The 19759-nt window shown below is 52.7% G+C and carries 15 protein-coding genes; 4 read left to right on the top strand and 11 right to left on the bottom strand.

Annotated features, from left to right (window positions below; translation table 11 throughout):
* Nucleotides 1–226: 226 nt before the first annotated feature.
* From IHQ43_RS11705 to IHQ43_RS11690, 4 genes are all read right to left on the bottom strand, one after another.
* Nucleotides 227–1783 carry a sugar ABC transporter ATP-binding protein gene (locus tag IHQ43_RS11705; RefSeq protein WP_192564474.1) on the bottom strand — a complete coding sequence of 519 codons (1557 nt, stop codon included), beginning with the start codon at nucleotides 1781–1783 and terminating at the stop codon, nucleotides 227–229.
* Entirely contained in the window at nucleotides 1784–2740 is a 957-nt protein-coding gene (locus IHQ43_RS11700) for an ABC transporter permease (protein WP_192564473.1), read from the bottom strand. It abuts the gene before it with no gap.
* The gene (locus tag IHQ43_RS11695; protein WP_192564472.1) at nucleotides 2740–3747 is read right to left on the bottom strand and encodes an ABC transporter permease; all 1008 of its coding nucleotides are present in this window, start codon (nucleotides 3745–3747) and stop codon (nucleotides 2740–2742) included. Before IHQ43_RS11695 ends, IHQ43_RS11700 begins: the two co-directional genes overlap by 1 nt.
* A gap of 131 nt (nucleotides 3748–3878) precedes the next feature.
* Nucleotides 3879–4919, bottom strand: coding sequence for a substrate-binding domain-containing protein (locus tag IHQ43_RS11690; protein WP_192564471.1), 1041 nt, complete (start codon nucleotides 4917–4919; stop codon nucleotides 3879–3881).
* Nucleotides 4920–5320: 401 nt separating this feature from the next.
* Here IHQ43_RS11690 and IHQ43_RS11685 point away from each other — a divergent pair, with 401 nt between their 5' ends.
* A complete protein-coding gene (locus tag IHQ43_RS11685) occupies nucleotides 5321–6373 on the top strand; it encodes an AraC family transcriptional regulator (RefSeq protein ID WP_341829666.1) in 1053 nt (350 codons plus the stop codon).
* Between the two features lie 81 nt (nucleotides 6374–6454).
* Here IHQ43_RS11685 and IHQ43_RS11680 read toward each other — a convergent pair whose 3' ends face one another.
* The 4 genes from IHQ43_RS11680 to IHQ43_RS11665 form a co-directional block, all read right to left on the bottom strand.
* Complete coding sequence (locus IHQ43_RS11680; protein ID WP_192564469.1) at nucleotides 6455–7480, bottom strand: D-2-hydroxyacid dehydrogenase family protein; 1026 nt, start codon at nucleotides 7478–7480, stop codon at nucleotides 6455–6457.
* A gap of 70 nt (nucleotides 7481–7550) precedes the next feature.
* Nucleotides 7551–9335 (bottom strand): hydantoinase B/oxoprolinase family protein, encoded by a 1785-nt coding sequence (locus IHQ43_RS11675; RefSeq protein WP_192564468.1) that lies wholly within the window; start codon nucleotides 9333–9335, stop codon nucleotides 7551–7553.
* 1 nt (nucleotide 9336) lies between these two features.
* The gene (locus tag IHQ43_RS11670; protein WP_192564467.1) at nucleotides 9337–11406 is read right to left on the bottom strand and encodes a hydantoinase/oxoprolinase family protein; all 2070 of its coding nucleotides are present in this window, start codon (nucleotides 11404–11406) and stop codon (nucleotides 9337–9339) included.
* 682 nt (nucleotides 11407–12088) lie between these two features.
* A complete protein-coding gene (locus IHQ43_RS11665) occupies nucleotides 12089–13147 on the bottom strand; it encodes an RES family NAD+ phosphorylase (RefSeq protein WP_192564466.1) in 1059 nt (352 codons plus the stop codon).
* 358 nt (nucleotides 13148–13505) lie between these two features.
* Here IHQ43_RS11665 and IHQ43_RS11660 point away from each other — a divergent pair, with 358 nt between their 5' ends.
* Together IHQ43_RS11660 and IHQ43_RS11655 are read left to right on the top strand one after the other, a co-directional pair.
* A complete protein-coding gene (locus tag IHQ43_RS11660; protein ID WP_192564465.1) occupies nucleotides 13506–13988 on the top strand; it encodes a hypothetical protein in 483 nt (160 codons plus the stop codon).
* 365 nt (nucleotides 13989–14353) lie between these two features.
* Nucleotides 14354–15226: an arginase family protein gene (locus IHQ43_RS11655; protein ID WP_192564464.1), complete on the top strand. Its 873-nt coding sequence runs from the start codon at nucleotides 14354–14356 to the stop codon at nucleotides 15224–15226.
* 45 nt (nucleotides 15227–15271) lie between these two features.
* Here the strand turns inward: IHQ43_RS11655 and IHQ43_RS11650 are convergent, their stop codons facing one another.
* Together IHQ43_RS11650 and IHQ43_RS11645 are read right to left on the bottom strand one after the other, a co-directional pair.
* Complete coding sequence (locus IHQ43_RS11650) at nucleotides 15272–16174, bottom strand: DMT family transporter (RefSeq protein WP_192564463.1); 903 nt, start codon at nucleotides 16172–16174, stop codon at nucleotides 15272–15274.
* Between the two features lie 165 nt (nucleotides 16175–16339).
* The gene (locus tag IHQ43_RS11645) at nucleotides 16340–17257 is read right to left on the bottom strand and encodes a helix-turn-helix domain-containing protein (protein ID WP_192564462.1); all 918 of its coding nucleotides are present in this window, start codon (nucleotides 17255–17257) and stop codon (nucleotides 16340–16342) included.
* Between the two features lie 440 nt (nucleotides 17258–17697).
* Between IHQ43_RS11645 and IHQ43_RS11640 the strand changes: the two genes are divergently transcribed.
* Complete coding sequence (locus tag IHQ43_RS11640) at nucleotides 17698–19023, top strand: MFS transporter (RefSeq protein ID WP_192564461.1); 1326 nt, start codon at nucleotides 17698–17700, stop codon at nucleotides 19021–19023.
* 2 nt (nucleotides 19024–19025) lie between these two features.
* Here IHQ43_RS11640 and IHQ43_RS29800 read toward each other — a convergent pair whose 3' ends face one another.
* Complete coding sequence (locus tag IHQ43_RS29800) at nucleotides 19026–19706, bottom strand: IclR family transcriptional regulator (protein WP_192564460.1); 681 nt, start codon at nucleotides 19704–19706, stop codon at nucleotides 19026–19028.
* Nucleotides 19707–19759: the final 53 nt, after the last annotated feature.

Below are 19759 nucleotides of genomic sequence, written 5' to 3'. Positions count from 1 at the left end.
GCGAACTTTTGTTTTTTTGAAAAAGTACGATCACTCTTTCAATATTTTTAGCGCAGCACTTCAAGCGAAAACCATGCAAGACCAAGCGAATCGCTTGCACTATGCAAATTTTTATTAGGCGATCATTTCAAGCAGACAGAAGCCCTATCCAACCCTTGAAAATCTTCTAATTGATTTTCCCAGAACTAAATTCAGCGATCACAAACGCACAACCATACAGCCCAGCCTAGAGCGTAGAGGCTACACGCCCAATAACAGCTGATGGAATTTTTGAAGCTTGCGTGCCAAACTCATCAGAATGGATATACCTCATAATATCTTTGCTCACAGCATCATATTGGCGACTATTTATAATATCCCCAAGAATTTTGTATTGATGCATGACCAGGATTCTATCTGCCAGGGTAATCATTTCACTCATGTCACTTGAAATAAGGATGACAGACAGCCCCTCTTTGGTGACTTCTGAAATCAACTCGTGAATGGCTGTCTTAGCGCCGATGTCTATGCCTACGGTAGGCTCATCGATGATCAGGATCTCTACACCCGCTGCTAACCACTTCGCCAGCGCCACCTTCTGTTGATTTCCGCCAGATAGATTTCCAACCAACTGCTCCCAAGATGGTGCCTTGACTTCAAGCTTTCGGGCCAGAGGATCAATATAACTATGCTCTTGCCCCAGGCTGAACAGCCCTATACGGGATGAAATACGACGCCAGATCGCGATGCCAATATTCGACCGTATTGAATGGCTGAGTATGAGCCCCTCCCCTTTTCGATCTTCTGAGACATAGCCAATCCGATACTTTTTCAGCGCAGTCGCGACATCGGGAATATTGATGACGTTGCCATGCAATTTGATATTGCCGGCAGTGATCCTCACATCGCCAATCAACGCCCTGGCCAGCTCGCTACGTCCCGCCCCTACAAGCCCGTAGAGGCCAAGAATTTCACCCTTGTTCAAGGTAAAATTTGCATTTTTGTGTCCTAGCTGCGTGAAAATCCCATGTAGAGAAAGAATAGGATGAGTTGCGGTGGGTCGATTTCCCATGTCTGCGGAAGGCTCCTCTCGGCCAATCATGGCTTCCACAATCTTTCCACGATCCATATTGACCATCAGCTCTCCAGATACGGCTACCTTCCCATCACGTAGCACGGTAACCCGATCGCAAAGAGCTGTGACCTCCTCCAGTTTATGGCTCACAAATACGATCGCTTTGCCTTCATCACGAAGCCGACGCAGCACTTTAAAAAGCGCCTCAGCCTCATGCCCGGAAATGGACGCGGTCGGCTCGTCGAGGATCAGAAGATTAGCCTCAAGCGAGAGGGCCTTGGCGATCTCTACGATTTGCATCTGTGCGACTGATAGGTACCTGACCTCTGTTCTGGTATCGATCGTAGGATCAATGAGATCAAGGTAACGCTTGGCCTCTCGATGAACCTCTTCGTAATTCACCATTCCATGCTTTTGAGGCAGTCGTTCAATCAGGATGTTTTCGCCCACGCTAAATCGAGGTATGAGGTTACGTTCCTGGTGAACCGCGCCTATACCTGTCTTTAGCGCATCCTGGGGTTTGCTGAATCTGACTGGCTGATCGTTTACTCGAAGTTCACCACTGTCAGGCCGATATAACCCCGTGATAATTTTAATGAGGGTAGATTTTCCAGCTCCATTCTCACCGAGAAACGCGTGTATTTCCCCTGGAAGAATTTCAAACGAAGCGCCGTTAAGTGCCACCACGCCTGGAAAACGTTTTTCAATACGATCCAAAGTCAGCTTCATTTATCGAGCCCTCTGAGCCTTGACGGCTCGATATCTATTCATACCTACGGCCGCAAGAATCAACGCGCCTAGAAGGAATTCCACCCAGTAAGGATCTACTTCAACCAGCACCATCCCATTCTGAATGAGCACGACAAGAACAACAGCGAGCCCCGTAGCAAGAACAGAAATGTGGCCTCCTGTTAGCGCAACGCCACCGATGATGGGAGCAGCGAAGGACATGAGCAACCAGTCAGCGCCGATGCTCGGCTGAGCTGAGCCAATCTGGGCAACGGCTAGAATTGCAGCGATCGCGGCGAGCAATCCAGATAGTGTGTGTGCGAGCACAACAACCAGAGATTTAGGAATCCCAGAAAGCTCAGCTGCATGCGAATTTCCTCCTACCGCGAGTAGCCACCGACCCGGAACGGAGCGTGCGAAGAACACGTGCAAGATCACTGCAATAATCAACGGTGGTATCAGCAGGTAAGGCAATGAGAGAAAACGTCCGCTACCAAAATCGACGAACGCTTGTGGTAGGTGGTAAAACGGCTGGGACTCTGTCAGGCCGTAGTTGATCCCTGTGAAAGCTGATGCCGTAGCAAGGGTGATAATGAAGGCATTGATGTTCGTTCGAACTATGATCAACCCGTTCACCATGCCGGCCAGGGCCCCTAGTGCCATACCACCAATGACGGCGACCGGAATGGGCAACCCCCAAGACTCCAGCATGCCTCCAACTGAAATGGCGACAAGACCGCCCAGGGCGCCCACCGACAGGTTGATCTGACCTACCACCAACGTGACCATCTGCGCGTATGCCACTAACAGCACAACGCAGAAAGAGCGTAACAGCACGTAGATGTTGTACTGAGTCAGGAACGCTGGGGAAGTCAGTGTCAGCCACATTCCCCCCAGCAAAATCACAAGCGCAAGTGCCGACCACTCTTTGGAGAAAAACCTTTCACTACGAGACATTAGCGGCCTCCAAGCTTGCTACGACGAGCCGAGTACAAAGTGCGGTACCGCTCTATGAAGAGCGCGAACAACAAAATGAGTCCAAGAAACAACTGAAGCCAGAAGCTTCCCACCTGCATAACCAAAAGCCCGGAGCGAATTGTTGCGACTAGCAACGCACCCAATACAGTGCCCACTACAGATACAAAACCACCCGCCAATAGGGTTCCACCCAGTACGGGTGCCAGAAACGATGGAAGAAGCCAGTCCTGTCCTATGGATGGCATCGCAGCACCAAGTCGCGACAACAGAAGAATCCCAGCCAACGCAGCCAAAAATCCGGACAGTGAATGGACAAAGACAATTACCCGGTTCACCCGTACGCCTGACAATTCGGCTGCCCGGGCATTTGCTCCTGTCGACAGGATCTCCCTACCAAGAACGCTGTATCTGAACAACACAAGCAATCCTAGGCCCACTGCGAGTGCAACAAGGAGAAGTACTGGAACTACACCCACCTGCATTCGGGCAAACGTGGCGAACCCCAGTGGGATCTGGTTGTAGATCTGCGCTTTGGTCAGGATCAACATGGCCCCCGAATAAAGACTAGTCGTTGCAAGAGTCACGATGAACGCGCTCACACCAGTTCGCACGATGACCATGCCATTGATCCAACCCAGCACGATGCCTAGCGCTAGGCCTGCCACGACGGCAGGCACAGCCGAGATGCCACAGATTTGCATCAAGTACCCGGAAAACATGACAGCGCAGACGCCGATGGAACCTATCGCTAGATTCATCCCGCCCGTCGCCAGTACCACCATCGTGGAAAAGCCGATTACCACGTCAATCGAGAGCGACCGAAGCAGTACGAAAATATTGAAATTAGAAACAAAGCCAGGCGCTTGCAGGGCGAAGAAAATCCAGAAGCCCACAATGATGAGCGTAAGGCCTATGAGATTTCCGTGCTCCAAAGTGAGTGAACGAAAACCCGTAAAACCAATCGGTTTAGAAAGTTTGCTATCCATTATTTTTCCAGACTTGTGTGGCGAGCCATCCGACGCAATCGCTGATTTGAAGACACAGGCTGGCCGGCGGTACCCAAAAGGGTGCCGTTAGCGACCTGCATATCTCGCAGCGGCGTTCGGGCCTAGTTAAATTACGGGCAGTTTAGAAATTCAGATTTGAAGGTAGCTGTAATGTCTTTCGCATTATCAGTGAGCCCCTTCATGTAGTTATCGACGTTCGCCGATGTAATGAACACCGGCCTGGAATCCACAAAGTGCGTGGAGGTGGGGGTAGTCAGGAACGGAGCTCCAGCTTTGATGGTGCATTTACCACCAGCGAGCTGGTCGAGGATATAGGCGCCGGCGTACCCTTCTGCGTAGGCATTGAGCCCCACCGTACCGACAACAAATCCGTCGCGGATGCCCTCAATCATGATCTTGTCGGTGGCTACACCAACCAGCTTGATTCGTTTGTCGCCCAGGTTACGCAAGGACTTGGCGGCTACGGTGGATTGCACATACCCCGAGGCAACGATCCCATCGATCTGATCTTTTCGAGCGCCCAATAAGGCATTGATCTTTTGATCTGCCTTTTCTTCGTTGTCGGTATCGGCGATGGTTTGAATCAGCTTCACCGCTCCATTGGTCTCGCTGATTGCTTTCTCGACTGCGTCCATACGCATTCGAGCATTCGGATCTACAAGTAGACCCGCAAGGTGAACGATATTGCCCTTCCCCCCCATGGCATTGATCAATACTTTGGTTTCGTCATAGGTGGAACCGAACACATCGGTCGACAGGCATAATGCTGCCGCTGAAGGTTCGGCAGGACATGCCCCGATAGCGATCGAGGGGATGCCGCTGCTCTTGAGTTCTTGAAGCACTGAGTTAACGCCGACAGGATCACCCGGGGACAAAGCAAACCCGGTGTAGCCTTGGCTGGCGAGACTTTCGATGAGTTCCATCTGACGATTCAAGGTTCGTTCCGACGGCACCCTGAAATCGACGGATGCGATTCCGAAATCAGCCTGAGCATCTTTTGCCGCTTTTTCCCATGCCAGGAAATACGGGTGAGGGCCTGGCGGTACCAGTGCGATTCTGTTGTCAGACGCGGATGCGAACTGGGTGTGTGTACCAAGAACTAAAGCAGCCGTCACGGCCACCCCAAAAAATTGCGAGATTCGGTAGGTCATTTGGTACTCCCCTGCGGTATAGCCACGTGGTCGTGAGCAGTTATTTTTATTGATGCAATCAAGCGTCTGAGTGCTTTCCTCTCCAACGCCTGCTGGTACTCACCGTGACACCTTTCACCGGTAGGCGCTTGCTCTACATAGCCAACAACTGTGCTGAGATTGACAAAAAATAATTTGAGCCATTGTTCTATATGACGGGTTGCTGACAGACAAATATCTGACGGTTACGAAACAGTTCTAAAAACGACATCTCACCGTACAACCACCCCAAGACATTCATCTTCCCAGACAGCAAACATGCCTAATAACGCCAAAAACACAGATAAGCCATTCAACTTGAATGATTGAGGTGTTAGTGTCTAGCCAAGCGTTATACGGGTTATTTAGCCCACATATAACACATGCTGGCAGGCGCAGTGCGCCGGCTAGACTTCGCAAGACAGATGCAACGCTGTGAGGTTCCTATGGGTTTCCTATTCGCAACTACTGATAGAGGTTCACACGATAGGCTGACGTACTGGAAAGAGCTTCTCAATCAACATCATGGTTCATCATCCTGCTGTCCAGTAAAGCCTTCCGACTTCATGGGCCAGCTATTTGTAAATAGCTTAGGGCCATCTCAGATAACATCTATCACCTCAGGGCCAGCTACTTACACCTATGACGCAGCTTGTTCCGTGCCAGGTGAAGAAGAATATCTAATGCTCCATCTTTCAATCGGTGGAGGGACGACGTTCCAGAAATTTTCAGAGACGATTAAGGTTGAACGGGGTGATTTGGTACTCCTCGATACGCTTGAAAAATTCCAAATGAGCTTCAACACCCCGGCCCAGTTCATCCATTTGCGGCTTCCGATCTCATCGCTCTCTGAGTATCTGGAAAGCCCGGAGGATATGGCCTGGCAGGTGCTTGACGGTCGACAAGGGCTCGGTGCTGTATTGAGGGCGATCCTCTCGGAAACTGCCACATTTGAACGTATCAACGAAACTGAGCAGGCCAAGATCTCCCAAAGCGTTTTCGACATGCTGACCACCCTGCTCCAGCAAAAACGCAGAGATAAGCCCAGCGCCATCAAGAGCGACCGCCTTGATAAAGCCAAGCGTTATATGATTAAGTTTTTGAAAGACCCAAATCTTAATGCTGAACAGGTTTGCCAAAATTTGGGCTTATCCCCCCGAACCCTGTATCGTTTATTTGCAGAAGAGAATACAACCTTTATGCGCTGGCTGATGGAGCAGCGAATAGATGCAAGTTACAAGGCACTAGCTGACGGTCAGTGCCGCGATGTAACTGACGCTGCACTTAGCTACGGATTCAAAGATCTATCGACATTCAGCAGATCATTTAGAAAGCAAATCAGGCGCTCACCACGAAGTGTATTGCAGAACCATGCTTTGACAAATGACCCCTACGCATTACAATTCATTCGAAGTGCAAAACTTCTGCAGTGCTAACGAATACACCGGTCTCCGCATGGAGGAGACCGGCTGTAAAACCCAAGACTACAGATCAACACATTGATTAGCTGAAAATACTTATCCAGCAGCTACGGTTTCTCTTACGAGCATACCCTTTAGCCAAGATTCGATATTCTCTACAGTTTGTGAGTAAAAAAGCCTGTAAGTGTCTTCAGTTACAAAACCAATATGAGGAGTTGCGATTACATTCCCCATTTCTCGGTACGGGTGATCCGCAGGCACAGGCTCCTCGTCATACACGTCCAAAGCCGCTCCAGCGATCTGCTTCATGTCGAGTGCCGTAATCAATGCCGACTGATCAACGAGTCCGCTACGAGATGCATTGATCAACCAGGCATGAGACTTCATGCAATCAAGCTCAGCGCTGCCAACAATATTTTTGGTGCGCTCACTGAGCACCATGTGCAGAGTAACGATGTCGGAATCTTCAAATAGGGACTGCTTGCTAACGGCCTCAACCCCTAATCCTTTCGCCATCTCCGGATCCAAGTTCGGGCTCCAGGCAATGACCCGCATATCGAATGCCTGGCCTACCCGGGCAACGGCCTTGCCAAAGTTGCCGAGGCCGACAATACCCAACGTTCTGCCTGAAATGTCTTGGCCCACGGAGGTTTGCCAGCCCCCAGTACGGAAAGACTGCACTTCAGCCGGGATACGGCGGATCGCGCTCAGGATCAGGCCCCACACCAACTCAGTAGTCCCATATGGCAGGTGTTCAGTCCATGCGATGGTGATACCAAGTTCGCTCGCCGTTTTCACATCGATCGATGAGTTCGACTGAGCCGTCGATGCAATCAAACGCAATTTTGGTAATGAGCGCAGAATCTCACGAGTCAGTGGAGTGCGCTCTCGCATCACGCAGATCACATCGAAATCGGCAAGGGCAGCGATGACCTCTCGCTCGTTGGCAAAGGGCTCCCTGAACACAACAACCTCGGTCTCTTTTTGCAGCGCTGACCAGTCAGCCATGCTCAGAGCGACACCCTGATAGTCGTTTAAAATGGCTATTTTTTTGCGAGATATCTGTGGCTTCGACACCTGCTCTCTCCTGAATTGATCCAAACACAACAGGGACAGGTGCATGGCCGTCAAGCCATGCACCCGTTGTTCCTGGCAGTTTTATGAGTGACTTGCATGCGATCAATCTGCCGAATCAGAAACCTGCCCTGGCCCGCTCCGTCGCTTGCTTGTCTACTGCCACAGCGTCGCCAAACTCGTCATAGATGAGCGCAACCTTGTAGATGTCGCGAGCGCGCTCCGGGGTCTCGTAGCGTTCAAGCACATCCTCAAGTACCAGTTCAGGGCTACGGGTCGTTGGATCACCGTAACCACCACCACCGCTATCAAAACTCACCAAGGTCTCATCACCGGCGAGGGTTTCGACGATGTACCCGCCGAGGGTGTCGGTGATTTCACCAGCCTTCAGGCGAAGGTTTGCACCAGGAAAGGCAGCCAAACCGCCGTGAGCGCCACGAGGTGCGGTCTGAGAACCGTTCGTCAAAGCCATCACCGTGAGCCCATCACCGCGAGGCCCAAATTCGACTCGCGTAGCCAGGCCGCCACGACGCATGCCGGCGCCAGCAGACCCCGCTACAAGCCCCATCGAATGAACGATAATCGGAAGACGCTGCTCGTCGATTTCAACGCTGTCGCGGTAGCAAACCCCCGCGCCGCCGGGAACGATGTAGTAGTTGATACCATCACCGCTGGCCGAGGCTGGGCCCCCACCGCCCATAAGGAAAAGTTGATTCACGTAGTCAGCATCAGCCTTACGGAAGTCCTTGCCGGAGATCACCGCAGTGGAAGCTGGCAAGCACAGATTGCCTTCAGCAATCCCGTAGCCGTAGCCCAGGTCGGTTAGGGCGTGCTGGACGATGTTACCGAGGGTGTCGGCGATCATCGTGGTGGCGACCGAACAGCTGTGAGGAAACTCTGGCAAGCCCACTGCGCAGTTTTCCCGCAGTTGGACTTTGATGCGCCGAAACGTCCCCGAATTGAGTGGGAGATCGCCGCCCAGACAGTTGATGACCCCAGTAATCGCCATGGCCGTGACAGTGGCCTCGGTTTGGTTCAGGCCGTTGTCCAGGCAGTCGACGTTGTCACGCAGGTCGATGGTGATCAGGCCCTCTTCAGGTTCCACATGGACGGTAGCATTGACGTCCAATCCTTCAGGAAGGAAGTCCTCCAGAGGGTCGATACGGCCGGAGCGCTGTACGACTGCTTTCGGCATTTCCTTGATTGCAGCCAGTGCACGCCGCTCAGAATAGTCCAGCCATGCTTCGTTGAAGGCTTGGACTTGCTTCCAACCGAACTGCTCCACGAACCCTTTCAACGCTCGCTCACCTGCGCGCGCTGCGGAGATACCTGACAGGAAGTCACCGTGCCACTGATCAGGAACCCGAATACGACTGCGGCACATCCGCACAATGTCGGAGTTGTCTTGGTAGTCCGATTGCACCTTCACCATCGGGAATATGAGAGCGCCTTCCTCATAGATGTCCCTCGCCGAAGCATGGTAGGTCGTTGGCAGACTATTACCGCAGTCCGCCTGGTGGCATTTCACCGCTGTTGTGAAAACATGCTTGCCTTCGTGGAAAACCGGAACGAGAAACGTGTGGTCGGCCGGGTGGGAATTGCCGGAGTAAGGGTCGTTGTTGAGAAACGCATCCCCTTCCCGTAAGTCCGGATGGGCCTTCTCCAAGTGTTTCCCCTGTAAGCTGCCACCGAAAGTGTGTACAGGTAGACCATCAGCTGCGCTGAGTAGCTCATGATCTGCGGTCAGGATTGCGCAGGAAAAATCCCGCGCCATGCCGATCACGCTGGAGCACGCGGTGAGCACAACGGTGCTGGTCATCTCGCGCACGATGGCATCGATCCGGTTCGCCATAACGGCAAGCTGTACAGGATCAAATTTCACATTCTGATTGGACGCTGTCATTTCAGGCTCCAAAGCTAAAGATGTAGTTGCCGTTAGCCGAAAGCTTGCCAGTGATACCTGGATCGACAACAACGGTCGTAGTCGGCTCTTCGATGATCGCCGGGCCTTCAATCAGGGTCTCAAGCGGAATCGTGGTGCCGTTGTAGACCTGGGTATCTACGAGACCATGACCATCGAAGTAGGCTTTAGTCGTCCGAATATCCATGCTCCCTTCTTTGGGGCCCGTCCAGGTCACTTCGGGCTGCGGCAGGTCAGCTACAACACGCAGACGCCAAGTAATGGTCTCGATCGGGGCGTCAGCACGCGAGAAGCCATAGAGACGCTTGCATTGCGTGTCATAGATTTCACGTAGGACTGTGAGGTCTTCGCCAGCCTTGATCCACTCGATCGGGAGTTCGATTTCCATTTCGAACTGCTGACGCTCGTAGCGGGCCTGCACGTAAACACGCCGAGTGAAATTCGAGATGCCACGGCGCTTGAGGTCGCTTTCGAACTCGTCCGCTCGCGCGCTCAGATCACTCAGCAGCGCTTGGACTTTGTCCTTTTCATACTGATCAGTCGAGGTGAAGCACGACCCCGAGAAGTCGATGGCAACGTCAGAGAACTGGCCACCCGAGGCACTGATAGCACCGGCGGTTTTGGGGATGATCACCGACTTACTGTTGAGGCTTTTCGCGATGGAGAGGATGTTGAGACCCGCAGCCCCGCCTCCTGCCACCAGCACGCTGTCAGCAGGATGCACACCATCGTTGATCGTGATGTCTTCGATGGCCTTGATCATCGTTTCACTGGCCAGCTTCAGAATTGCCGCAGCAGTCTCCTCTACGGATTTGCCAATGCTTCGTGCAATCGGAGTTATCGCAGCGACTGCCGCGCTCTTGTCGAGCTTCATCCGACCACCCAGAAAGCGATCAGGATCGATGTAGCCCAGTGCGACAGCTGAATCCGTCACAGTTGGGAACGTCCCGCCCTTTCCGTAACACGCTGGGCCTGGAACCGAACCGGCGCTTCGTGGGCCAACGCGCAGAAGGCCGCCAGAATCGATCCAGGCAATCGAGCCGCCGCCAGCACCAACGCTACGGATATCGACTGTGGCAATGCCAAGCAATGTTCCGCTGAGTTGACCGCCGATCCAAGTGTCCCGGGAGTATTTAACCGTCCCTGCGCGGATCAGGCTGACATCGAAGGTCGTGCCGCCGGTGTCGACGATAATAATGTCGTCCTTGAGTCCTTCAGACTGCGTGTAGGCGATGCCAGCCAACGGCGCCATTGCGGGGCCCGACTTTGCCATGTAGATCGGCTTGAGGGCCATGTCTTCGATGTGCATGACACCACCAGAGGACGCACTGACCAACAGTTCGCCCTTGAAGCCAGCGGCGTTCATATCGGTGCGAATAGCGCTGAGGTGGGTTTGCATCAGGGGCTTGAGGGAGGCATCAATTGCCGTCGATGACGTCCTTGGATACTCCCTGATTACGGGGTTGAGTTCGGAGGAAAGCGTATACGGGACACCTGGCAACATGGCCTCGATCATTTTCCCCACACCACGCTCGTGAGTTGGGTTGGCGATCGACCACAGGAAGCTGACGGCGATCGCCTCAACTCCGCGCACCTTCAGCTCTTCAAGTATCGAGCGAGTGGCGTCAATGTCCAGGGCACGCTCAACCCCACCTTCAGCATTGATCCGCTCAGGTATCTCAAACGTCAGATGCCGTGGTACGAAGGGTGGAGATACTGCTGCGTTGATTTGGGAAGAGTTGAGCTTGCCACCATTACGGTAGATCAGCGTATCCGGAAAACCCTTGGTTACCAGGAGCGCTGTTTTGGCTGTCTTGCGCTCAATGATCGCGTTGGTAGCTCTGGTTGTTCCGTAAACGAGCAACCGCGTTTCCGCCATCAGCGTTTCAAACGTGATGCCTATTTGATCAGCTGCGTTGGCAATAGCCGCTGAAAGTCCTGAGAAGCTGCGTTCAGGCGTCGTGAGGGCTTTACCGATATAAAGGCGGCCTTTGTCGTCAGTGACTACGACATCAGTAAACGTGCCGCCGGTGTCAACGGAAATGCGGTACATTTCGTTACTCCGTGAAGAGGTCTTCAGCGAAAGCGCCTTAACCTTTTGGGTGGGTTCGTGGAGTAAGAATGCAGGCATTGCAGAAGGCCTGGCTCGGCCCTGATTGCCAATCGCTATGCTGAGATTGCCCCGTTGCAATTTCCTGTCTACGGTTCGGTATCACCCGATTTTGGCGAAAGGCACCTACCCTGATGCTATCTCACCAAGAGCGCAAAACGACGGGCTAATCGAATCGGTTTCCTATAGCAGCCTCAAGCAACATAGGCATCAGCCCAACGAAGCCATGTGACAGTCCAAAGCCCTAAGATAGGGCGCACCTGAATTTAACCAGGCGCGATTGTCGCCATAATTGAAAGTGCAGATACCAAAATCCGTATTAGGAAGATGTGATCGAACCAGAGCCACTGGTTTCGGTGCCTTGATTGGCGCCAACTGCATATTGAGATCGAACGCGGTCTTTGCCCTCAGCACGCTATAGCGTGCCTCCCCTCATTCCCCAGGACGAAGGTTAAATGCCCGTTTTTACCGTCGAGTTAATTGCGTCTGCAAGGCAGACTGTCGCACTTACTTTCAAACTTCGATATTGAAAGCACTCAAGACAAGTCGCGGCTCCACAGCTCGGAATTGGCAGCACAGCACTGCCTATCCTCTAGGTGGTATAGAAGCAAATCAGGCAATCCAGTCATTTAGACGGGCCGTTCGTGACGTATTGAACACCCTCTATTTCGAAGACCGATAACGGTTCCGTCGAAACATCAAGATCGAACTGGGGCACCCAATCAGAGGCCTGCAATGCCTCAGGTGTACTTTTGTCAAAAATCACGTAATTGACACCCCCCTGTCGCTGCACTGAACGAAACGAAATGCCATCGAACTTTTGCTTTCGGTAGTACCGAATGTACTCTGCCAAGGCTTGAGTCATCACATAATCGGTATCATTCGCGCGCACTGGCCGAGCGATCAGGTCATGAAGATACTCAAGCAGCAACCGACGGTCAGTCCGTTCGCGGTACCCCGGCTCAAACCAGCTGAGTTCCTTATGCTGAAGAGCCGTAAGTGCTGTGAAATCAAAAAACTCCAATGGTCGACGAGAGATAAATGTCCCGACCACCACCTTGTCGCCAATTGATGGCCTTATCTCAGCAATCCCCGTCAAAGCGTCAGCGGCCACGTATAGTAACGGCACGCCAGCCGGACTCATCCGGTTGTTGGCCGCACGATCCTTGGGGGGAGCCCCCATCTCCTTCACAGGATTCTTTTGAAACTCCTGGATTTGCGCATGCGTTGAGGCAATTCTCGCTCGGTAAAAACAGCTGTTCTCGGGAATTACATTGACGACTGCGCTCTTGTCAGCATTGACGTCGCTACCCGCGTGCATGGTTTCTGCCATCACCGTTTCAAAAAAACGACTAGCGTTTGGATTGAAAAACCTTCGACCATGCATCAGCTCAGTGGCTATTCGAGACCACTCACCTTCAACCCAAGATCGCTCCTGCTCCTCGGACTCGAATCGGCTGAACGTTTGGCAATATTCTTGACCATAAAAGTAGAAGTGTTTTTCATCTACATCTGGGTCTGCCATTTTTTCAGCCAGTGCATCGCAGACCACTTCCGATTCACAGCGGATGGCTAGGCCAACGACTTGACTGAGTGTTAATCCGTAGCCTGAAAAAAGCCCATCGTCGATGATGAAGTGGTCTGAAAGGAAAGGCTTGATACATCTTACGATGTCTTTAGACATCAGCGCTGCAGAGACCTCCGTTCCACAACCAGCGCACCTTCTTGGCATCACACGCCGGGAGGGCTGTTTTTTTAGCCAGCTGTCACCAATGCACTCTAGGCATACAAACGTGGATTCATCAGCTTCTGCCTCAAGACGCATTTGATGTCCGATCTCTTCCAGTATCTGCCTAGCTGTCACATCCCCACCCCCAAGAAATCCCGATTGGTGTGATCGTATCACCTCTCTTGCTATTCCTGACCTACCCACAATTCGAGATCATTGACCGCAAAGACGCTAGCATGGATGGCTACAGCTCAATGCAATGCGCATGATTTCCCATATAGAATTACCCGAATTCTAATGGCAAAGGACTACCATGATTACTTGGACATCTCCAAAGCTTCTAACCCAGTACCGCTCTGCCCTACAAGAGCCAGGGATCTATATCATCGGAGGGCCTCGTGACAAAACGCTCCCGGTCACAAGCAGCATCAGCGAGAGTGACGAACTAGGACGAAACTGGCCTGATAACTTCACTCCCTACTACATCGGCATTTCGGAGTCGACCAAGACGGGGGTAAGAGGGAGGCTGAGAAGCCATCAAAGGCGACGCGGAAACAATAATATTGCTGATCGCGTCCGAGATAACGATCCGCTTTATTTCATTGCCGACTACGGGATTGGTTTAGAGGCGTATGAAGCTTTATTCCTGTGCCTAAAAAACGATGATCAATTCCCCGACAACATCCGCTGCGAACTTGATCGAAGCGCCAAGCGGCAATACAACAAAGTGATGGCACGGGTGACATCGCATGATCGCGCTCACTACGAGCGTCTCGACCCCAACGAACACATGTAGCCGAAGCACGCCGGGAGCAATCTTTTCAGTAAAGCATTTGCACCGCTGATTGATCAGCCAAGCTAGACCCACTGATCACCTGCTTATCTTGGAATAGCTAAAAGCTTCCGTGCAGTAGGGCTAACAAGCACTACTCGCCTATGTCGCTGAGACACACACTCTTATCAATCATCGGCTGCCTCCCGACAATGCATGCAATGTGCGTAGCTTATTCAGACCTCCAAACCATCTGCTACCAGTCCCTAAATGTCGATTTGGCGGACAGAGTCAAACGCTCTGGCGGTCAGGCAACAATTTGCGATTGACGTAATTGAGACAATTGGGCTACCCCCTGATGGGTAAAACCAGAGAAATGGAGAGACCCCGTGACGAGCAGAAAACCTCCACTTAGGCTTGTTTTTCCACAATGGCAAGGCGGTGCCCGCGAGCAATATGGTATCGGCGCCGAACTGCTGAATTGGCTGGCTCCAGAAGCCACTGGCCCTGTTGTCAGACTTGATGTTCCAGCACCCGATGTTGCGTCCTTGAAAGAAGAGCGCGGCATCATGGGACGTGCTCAACTGCTCAAGCAAACTGATGATGCCCGGGCCGTAATTGAACAGCACGCACCCGACAGTTTAATTGTGCTTGGTGGCGACTGCCTGGTAGACCTGGCGCCCTTCGCCTATCTCAGCGAAAAGTACGGCGATGACTTCGCCATCCTATGGGTTGATGCGCATCCGGATATCATGACCCCGAATGAGTTCAACAATGCGCATGCAATGGTACTGGGTAACCTGCTGGGTGAAGGCGACGAAGAATTCCGCAGTCGAGTGAAAGTGCCGGTGAAAGCTGAAAACGTCATGTACGCTGGCTTAGAAGACCCAACTGAATTTGAACGAGGCTTCATCGATAGGCTTGGCTTGCGCAGTGCAAGCGGAGACGACCTGAGAGATAGCAGCGCCCCGATCGTCGACTGGCTGCGGTCGATCAAGGCCAAGTACGTTGCAGTTCATTTCGACCTAGACGTGCTGAACCCTTCGAGCTTTGGCTCGATCCTCTTCAATAACCCGCACGTGCCCGAAAGTACTTACGATGGTATTGCACGCGGCAAGATGACCATTCCTCAGGTCGTGCGCCTGGTGAAGGACGTTAGCAATGAGGTGGAAATTGTAGCCATCGGCATCACCGAGCATTTCCCTTGGGACGCTATCGCTCTGAAGAAGATGATGGCGGATCTGCCACTGTTTCGCGGATAAAAAAATCGGCTCAAGGATGAGCCGATTTTTTTGAGCTAAAACTTGTCAAGCTGTCGGCTGTTCTAATCGATCAGTCTTTCCCTGGGCCTCTGCGATCAGGATAGAGATGATCACTAGCGCCAGTGCGGCGGCGCTGAAAATTGTCAGGTGCTCGCCAAGAAACAAGATCGAGAACAGCGAGGCAGTCAATGGAGTCGCGGCGAATGCCATCCCCGCAGCACTCGCAGGAATTTTGGTGACACCTGCGAAGAACAACAGAGTAGGCGCCGCCCAGCACGTAATCCCGTAGAAAACCAAGAGACTCACGTTCGTCTTGGTTATCAGCCCATAGTCGAACGATGAAAGCTCATTAAGTGCCATTGGCAGGGTAAAAACCGCCCCTGTCATGCATATCCCGAGCGCAATAGTGGCCGCCGGAATATCCACGCTGTACTTCTTGGCAACGATCACGTAGACAGCCGATGACAATGTCGATAGCAACAACATAGCCAAACCGAATAGCGTGTTGTGTCCAGTCGCATCGGAACTTGGAACCGTCAGCAGGAAGACTCCACCAATCGCCAAAGCAATCGCGATGAGCTTTCTGACATTGAGGGACTCTTTCAGTACTGCTGCGGAAAGTAACAGCACAAAAGCGGGCGTGAGGCTGGTGAAGATCGACGCCATCACGGCCGTCGAGGATTCCATTCCGTAGAGCAAGAAGACGGTGTATAGCACCGAACCGATGACCGATTGTACAGCGATGATGCCCCAATCTTTCTTAGAAAGGCTAAACAACGCTCCCTTGTCGAACCTTAAGGAGATCGGAATCAGCACGATTCCGCCAATCAGCATGGTGACACAGGTGAAAATCCAAGGAGGGAAGGATTCGATTGCGTTTTTAGCTACTGGATACCCGATTCCTAACAGGGCGTAGCAGAGTAAAACGTAGATATAGCCTCGGTTCATTTTTAGATGCCTCATGAGTACCGGCAGGTAGAGAAGCCGTGCCAGTCACCCGACTACACCTGAGGGAGACTGACTATTTTTATTATGCAGAGGGTGCCCTTTGCACTATACGGATCCGGCTCCGAGGCTTTTTGCTGCGTCCGCCAAAAATTGCGCTCCGCCCGCCTACAGGCGGCGCGTATCACGCGGGGTAACTCCATAGTAATCTTTGAAGGATCTACTGAAGTGCGAGAGGTTTTTGAAACCAAAATCAGTCGCGATATCGCTGACCGATTTGCTTTTGTTGCTGACCAAAAGGCGGTGACTGGCAGTCAGCCGCTGCTGCCATAACCATTTGTAAGCAGTCGTGTTCTCGCCAGCGAAAAGACGGTTCAACGTACGCTCGGAAACATGGGTATCAAACGCCACTGACTCAATCGTCAAGTCGGAATTTCCCAAGTTGGCGAGAATGTAAGACTTGATGCGGTTGAGTTGCTGCAACTGCCGCGCTTTCTCATTGACGTCGGTTTCTCCGTACTCAGCGTCGAAGCTGGCGGACAATACATCCAGCAGTGAACCAAGCAACCGACCTTCAATATTGCTGTCGGCGGCTTGTGATCGCCACATCTCCAGCATCATTGACCGAGTAATCTTTCCCACTCCCTCATTGCCGTGCAACGTCAGACTGACCAGAGAGGAAGCCTTGAACACATGCTTGTTCATGACGCCATGCGGGACACTCACGATGATTTGATCATCACCACTGGGAAAACTACATGAATAAGGTCGGGAGCTGTCATAGATGACTATGTCGCCTGCTCTTTGCAATGACTCCCTGGAGTTCTGTACGACTTGGGCGACAGGGCACATTGAGAGCACGATGTAGTACAAATCAGCCTCGCTCTCAGGCCGTCGGTGGTATGCAACCGGCTTGGACGATATGTGGCTGATCTGGCATGGCCCGAACGACTTCACCTCCAGCGAACCGTGGAAATCCTCACTCGCCAACAACTGGCCATTGGTCTTGTCGTAGGTGGAGCAGACGACTGAATGCCATTTGGCAAAATCGTTGCACTCGAAACTCTGAGCATGGACTTGAGTCATCACTCCCTCCTACTGATCGCTGGACGCAGGCTTTCAGAATGCCTCACGTCACGAGCCCGGCCGCACTAGCCACTGGATTTTGGAAGGCCTCCGTGCCCAGCACCATCAAAGAAAAGCCCTGTTGACTTCGCCTCCCCGGCACCAGGTTCGATCATACCAGTTTGCAATACGTATGCGACCCGACACCCATCGGTTGGCACCCCAGACCAAGAGATTGGCGTTGAGGACAAAGCCCCACCCGTTCGACCTGCATAGGATTGGTTTCGCAGGTCACCGTCCAGCAACATCGGAGGCCTTGCAACCCAATGGGTTTCGCCCTTCAAAACAACTAACAATCAAGGGACGTCGCAATGCAGAGCACACGGCCAGGTCATAGTCTGATAGCAAACGTATCATCCGCCAAAAGCATTTTTATAGCGGCTTTTATCACCCAGTTCTGCATGGGCTACGAAGTACTGCTACGCATCAGTGCGGCAACCAAAATCAAAGGGGAATTCTTTGACATTTCCCACCCATTAAACTCAGGAGCAATGATCGGGGAAATTCTAGGTGTGATTTACTTAGGATTCGCCATTTCCAACTTGCTCATGGCTCCATTCATCGATGTGCTCGGCATCCGCAAAGTACAAATGGCCAGCATCGCCCTCTTCGCGGGTGGCACATTGCTGATCGCCAATGCCCAACCGGATCACGACAACGCGTTCATGCTTCTATGGGGTGGTTCACTGATCCAAGGCATCGCTTGGGGCTGGATTGAAGCGGCCCTGAATCCCCTCATCGTATCCATCTATCCCAAGCAGAAAGTACCCAAGCTCAATCTGTTCTTCAGTGCATTCGCTCTGGGGATGCTGATCGCGGCGCCAACCTCGGTGTTGGTCGACACATACCACGTAAGTTGGCGTATTCAGATCTGCCTGGTATTGATCCCGGCGGCCATCGCACTATGCCTCTCACTGCGACTGCGCTATCCCCCTAGTGAGCGCGTCACGGAAGGTGTTTCACTGCCAGAAATGTTCAAATACACCTTCGGGCGTGTGGCGTTTTACGTGTTTCTATTCGCGATGCTTCTAACAGCCGCAACCGAGATGGTACCCAGCAACTGGATGGATTTAACCCTGACTCGCATAGTGGGAATTGAGGGCTTCTGGCTGGTTGCATTTGTGTATACGGTTCAAATCGCCGTGCGGTTGTGCACAGGCTTTTTCAATCGATACATTGGCTCCAGCGGAATCATGTTCTTCGGCGCCGCATTTGCCTGTGTGGGGCTGTTGGTAATGAGCCAGGCTGCCACTGCGTGGGCTGGACTGCTTGCAGCCCTGTTGTTCGGAATGGGAACTAGCGTCATGTGGCCCACCATGCTCGGCAGCACGTCGGAGAGATTTCCAAAAGGCGGCTCACTGGCAATTGGGGTCATGGCGTCCTTTGGGATGCTGTCGTCCTATAGCCTGATTGCAGGATTCGGAGTCCTGTTCGACCAGACCAAGGTGAAAGTTGCAGGTGGCGCCCAAGCCTTTGAGGCACTTAAAGAGAAAACACCTGAGCTTGACTGGGTCATGACCCAATCGACAACGCATATGTTCGAACTAGCAGCCCTGTTCCCGCTCGCAGTTACCATTTTCTTCGCTGTAGCTTGGTATCTCGATTCGCGAAAGCGCCGGCGCGGTGAGCGCGCGCATCAACATCAAGTTGAGCGCGCGCAAGTCTATCAGGATAAAAAAATCGAGGAACCGATCACTCTCACTCCCTCGATCCGTCAATCAAGCTAACGCTACTCAGCATCCAGGCTTCCCACGATCTGCTCCGCCGCGAGGATGATGTCACCGCGAAACCGCAGGATATTTTCGGATCGGATTGTGGGAACGAAAAGCGCCAAGCTCCCACGGCATGTGCCGCTGCTGTCAAGTAGAGGCGCAGCAATGGCATGCACACCGTTCTGCAGCTCGTCATGAGAGTGAGCGAAGCCCGCCGAACGGATGCCCTCCAAACGTTTGAAAACCTCGTCGGCCCCAAGCACGCCTTCAAGGACTCGCTCAATCGTCGATGGGGGCTGACAAGCCAGCAGGGCCAGACCACTGGCGCCGAGGTACGCTGGGTAACGAGATCCAGGGGTGTGTTGGACTTGGACGAGGTGACCGCTAGCTACGACCTGGTCAAGCACTACCGCCTGCTTGCCATCCAGGCCATGCAGTGAGACTGACTCCCCGCAACGCCCTACCAGCTCCGCCATGTAGGGCCTTGCGATTGACTGAAGGCTAGGCCCTGCCAGCTCGTTCAATCTCGGGATTGCGAAGCCTAATGCATAGCCGCGCTCAGTCTTACGGACGAAAGATCGACCGGCAAGCGTCGAGAGCAATCGGTGCGCTACAGTGCGATTGATGTCGCAAGATTTGGCCAAATCAGCTACAGAGATTGGCCCTTCTTGCGCCACTTTCTCTAACACCTCAAGCATCAAGTCGCCGGTTGACGAGATCTCTGCCACATGGCCCCCTAGTTAGCGCCGTA

Origin of the sequence: Pseudomonas gozinkensis (assembly GCF_014863585.1) — a bacterium.
Lineage (GTDB): Bacteria > Pseudomonadota > Gammaproteobacteria > Pseudomonadales > Pseudomonadaceae > Aquipseudomonas > Aquipseudomonas gozinkensis.
This window is presented reverse-complemented; position numbering and strand designations above follow the sequence as displayed.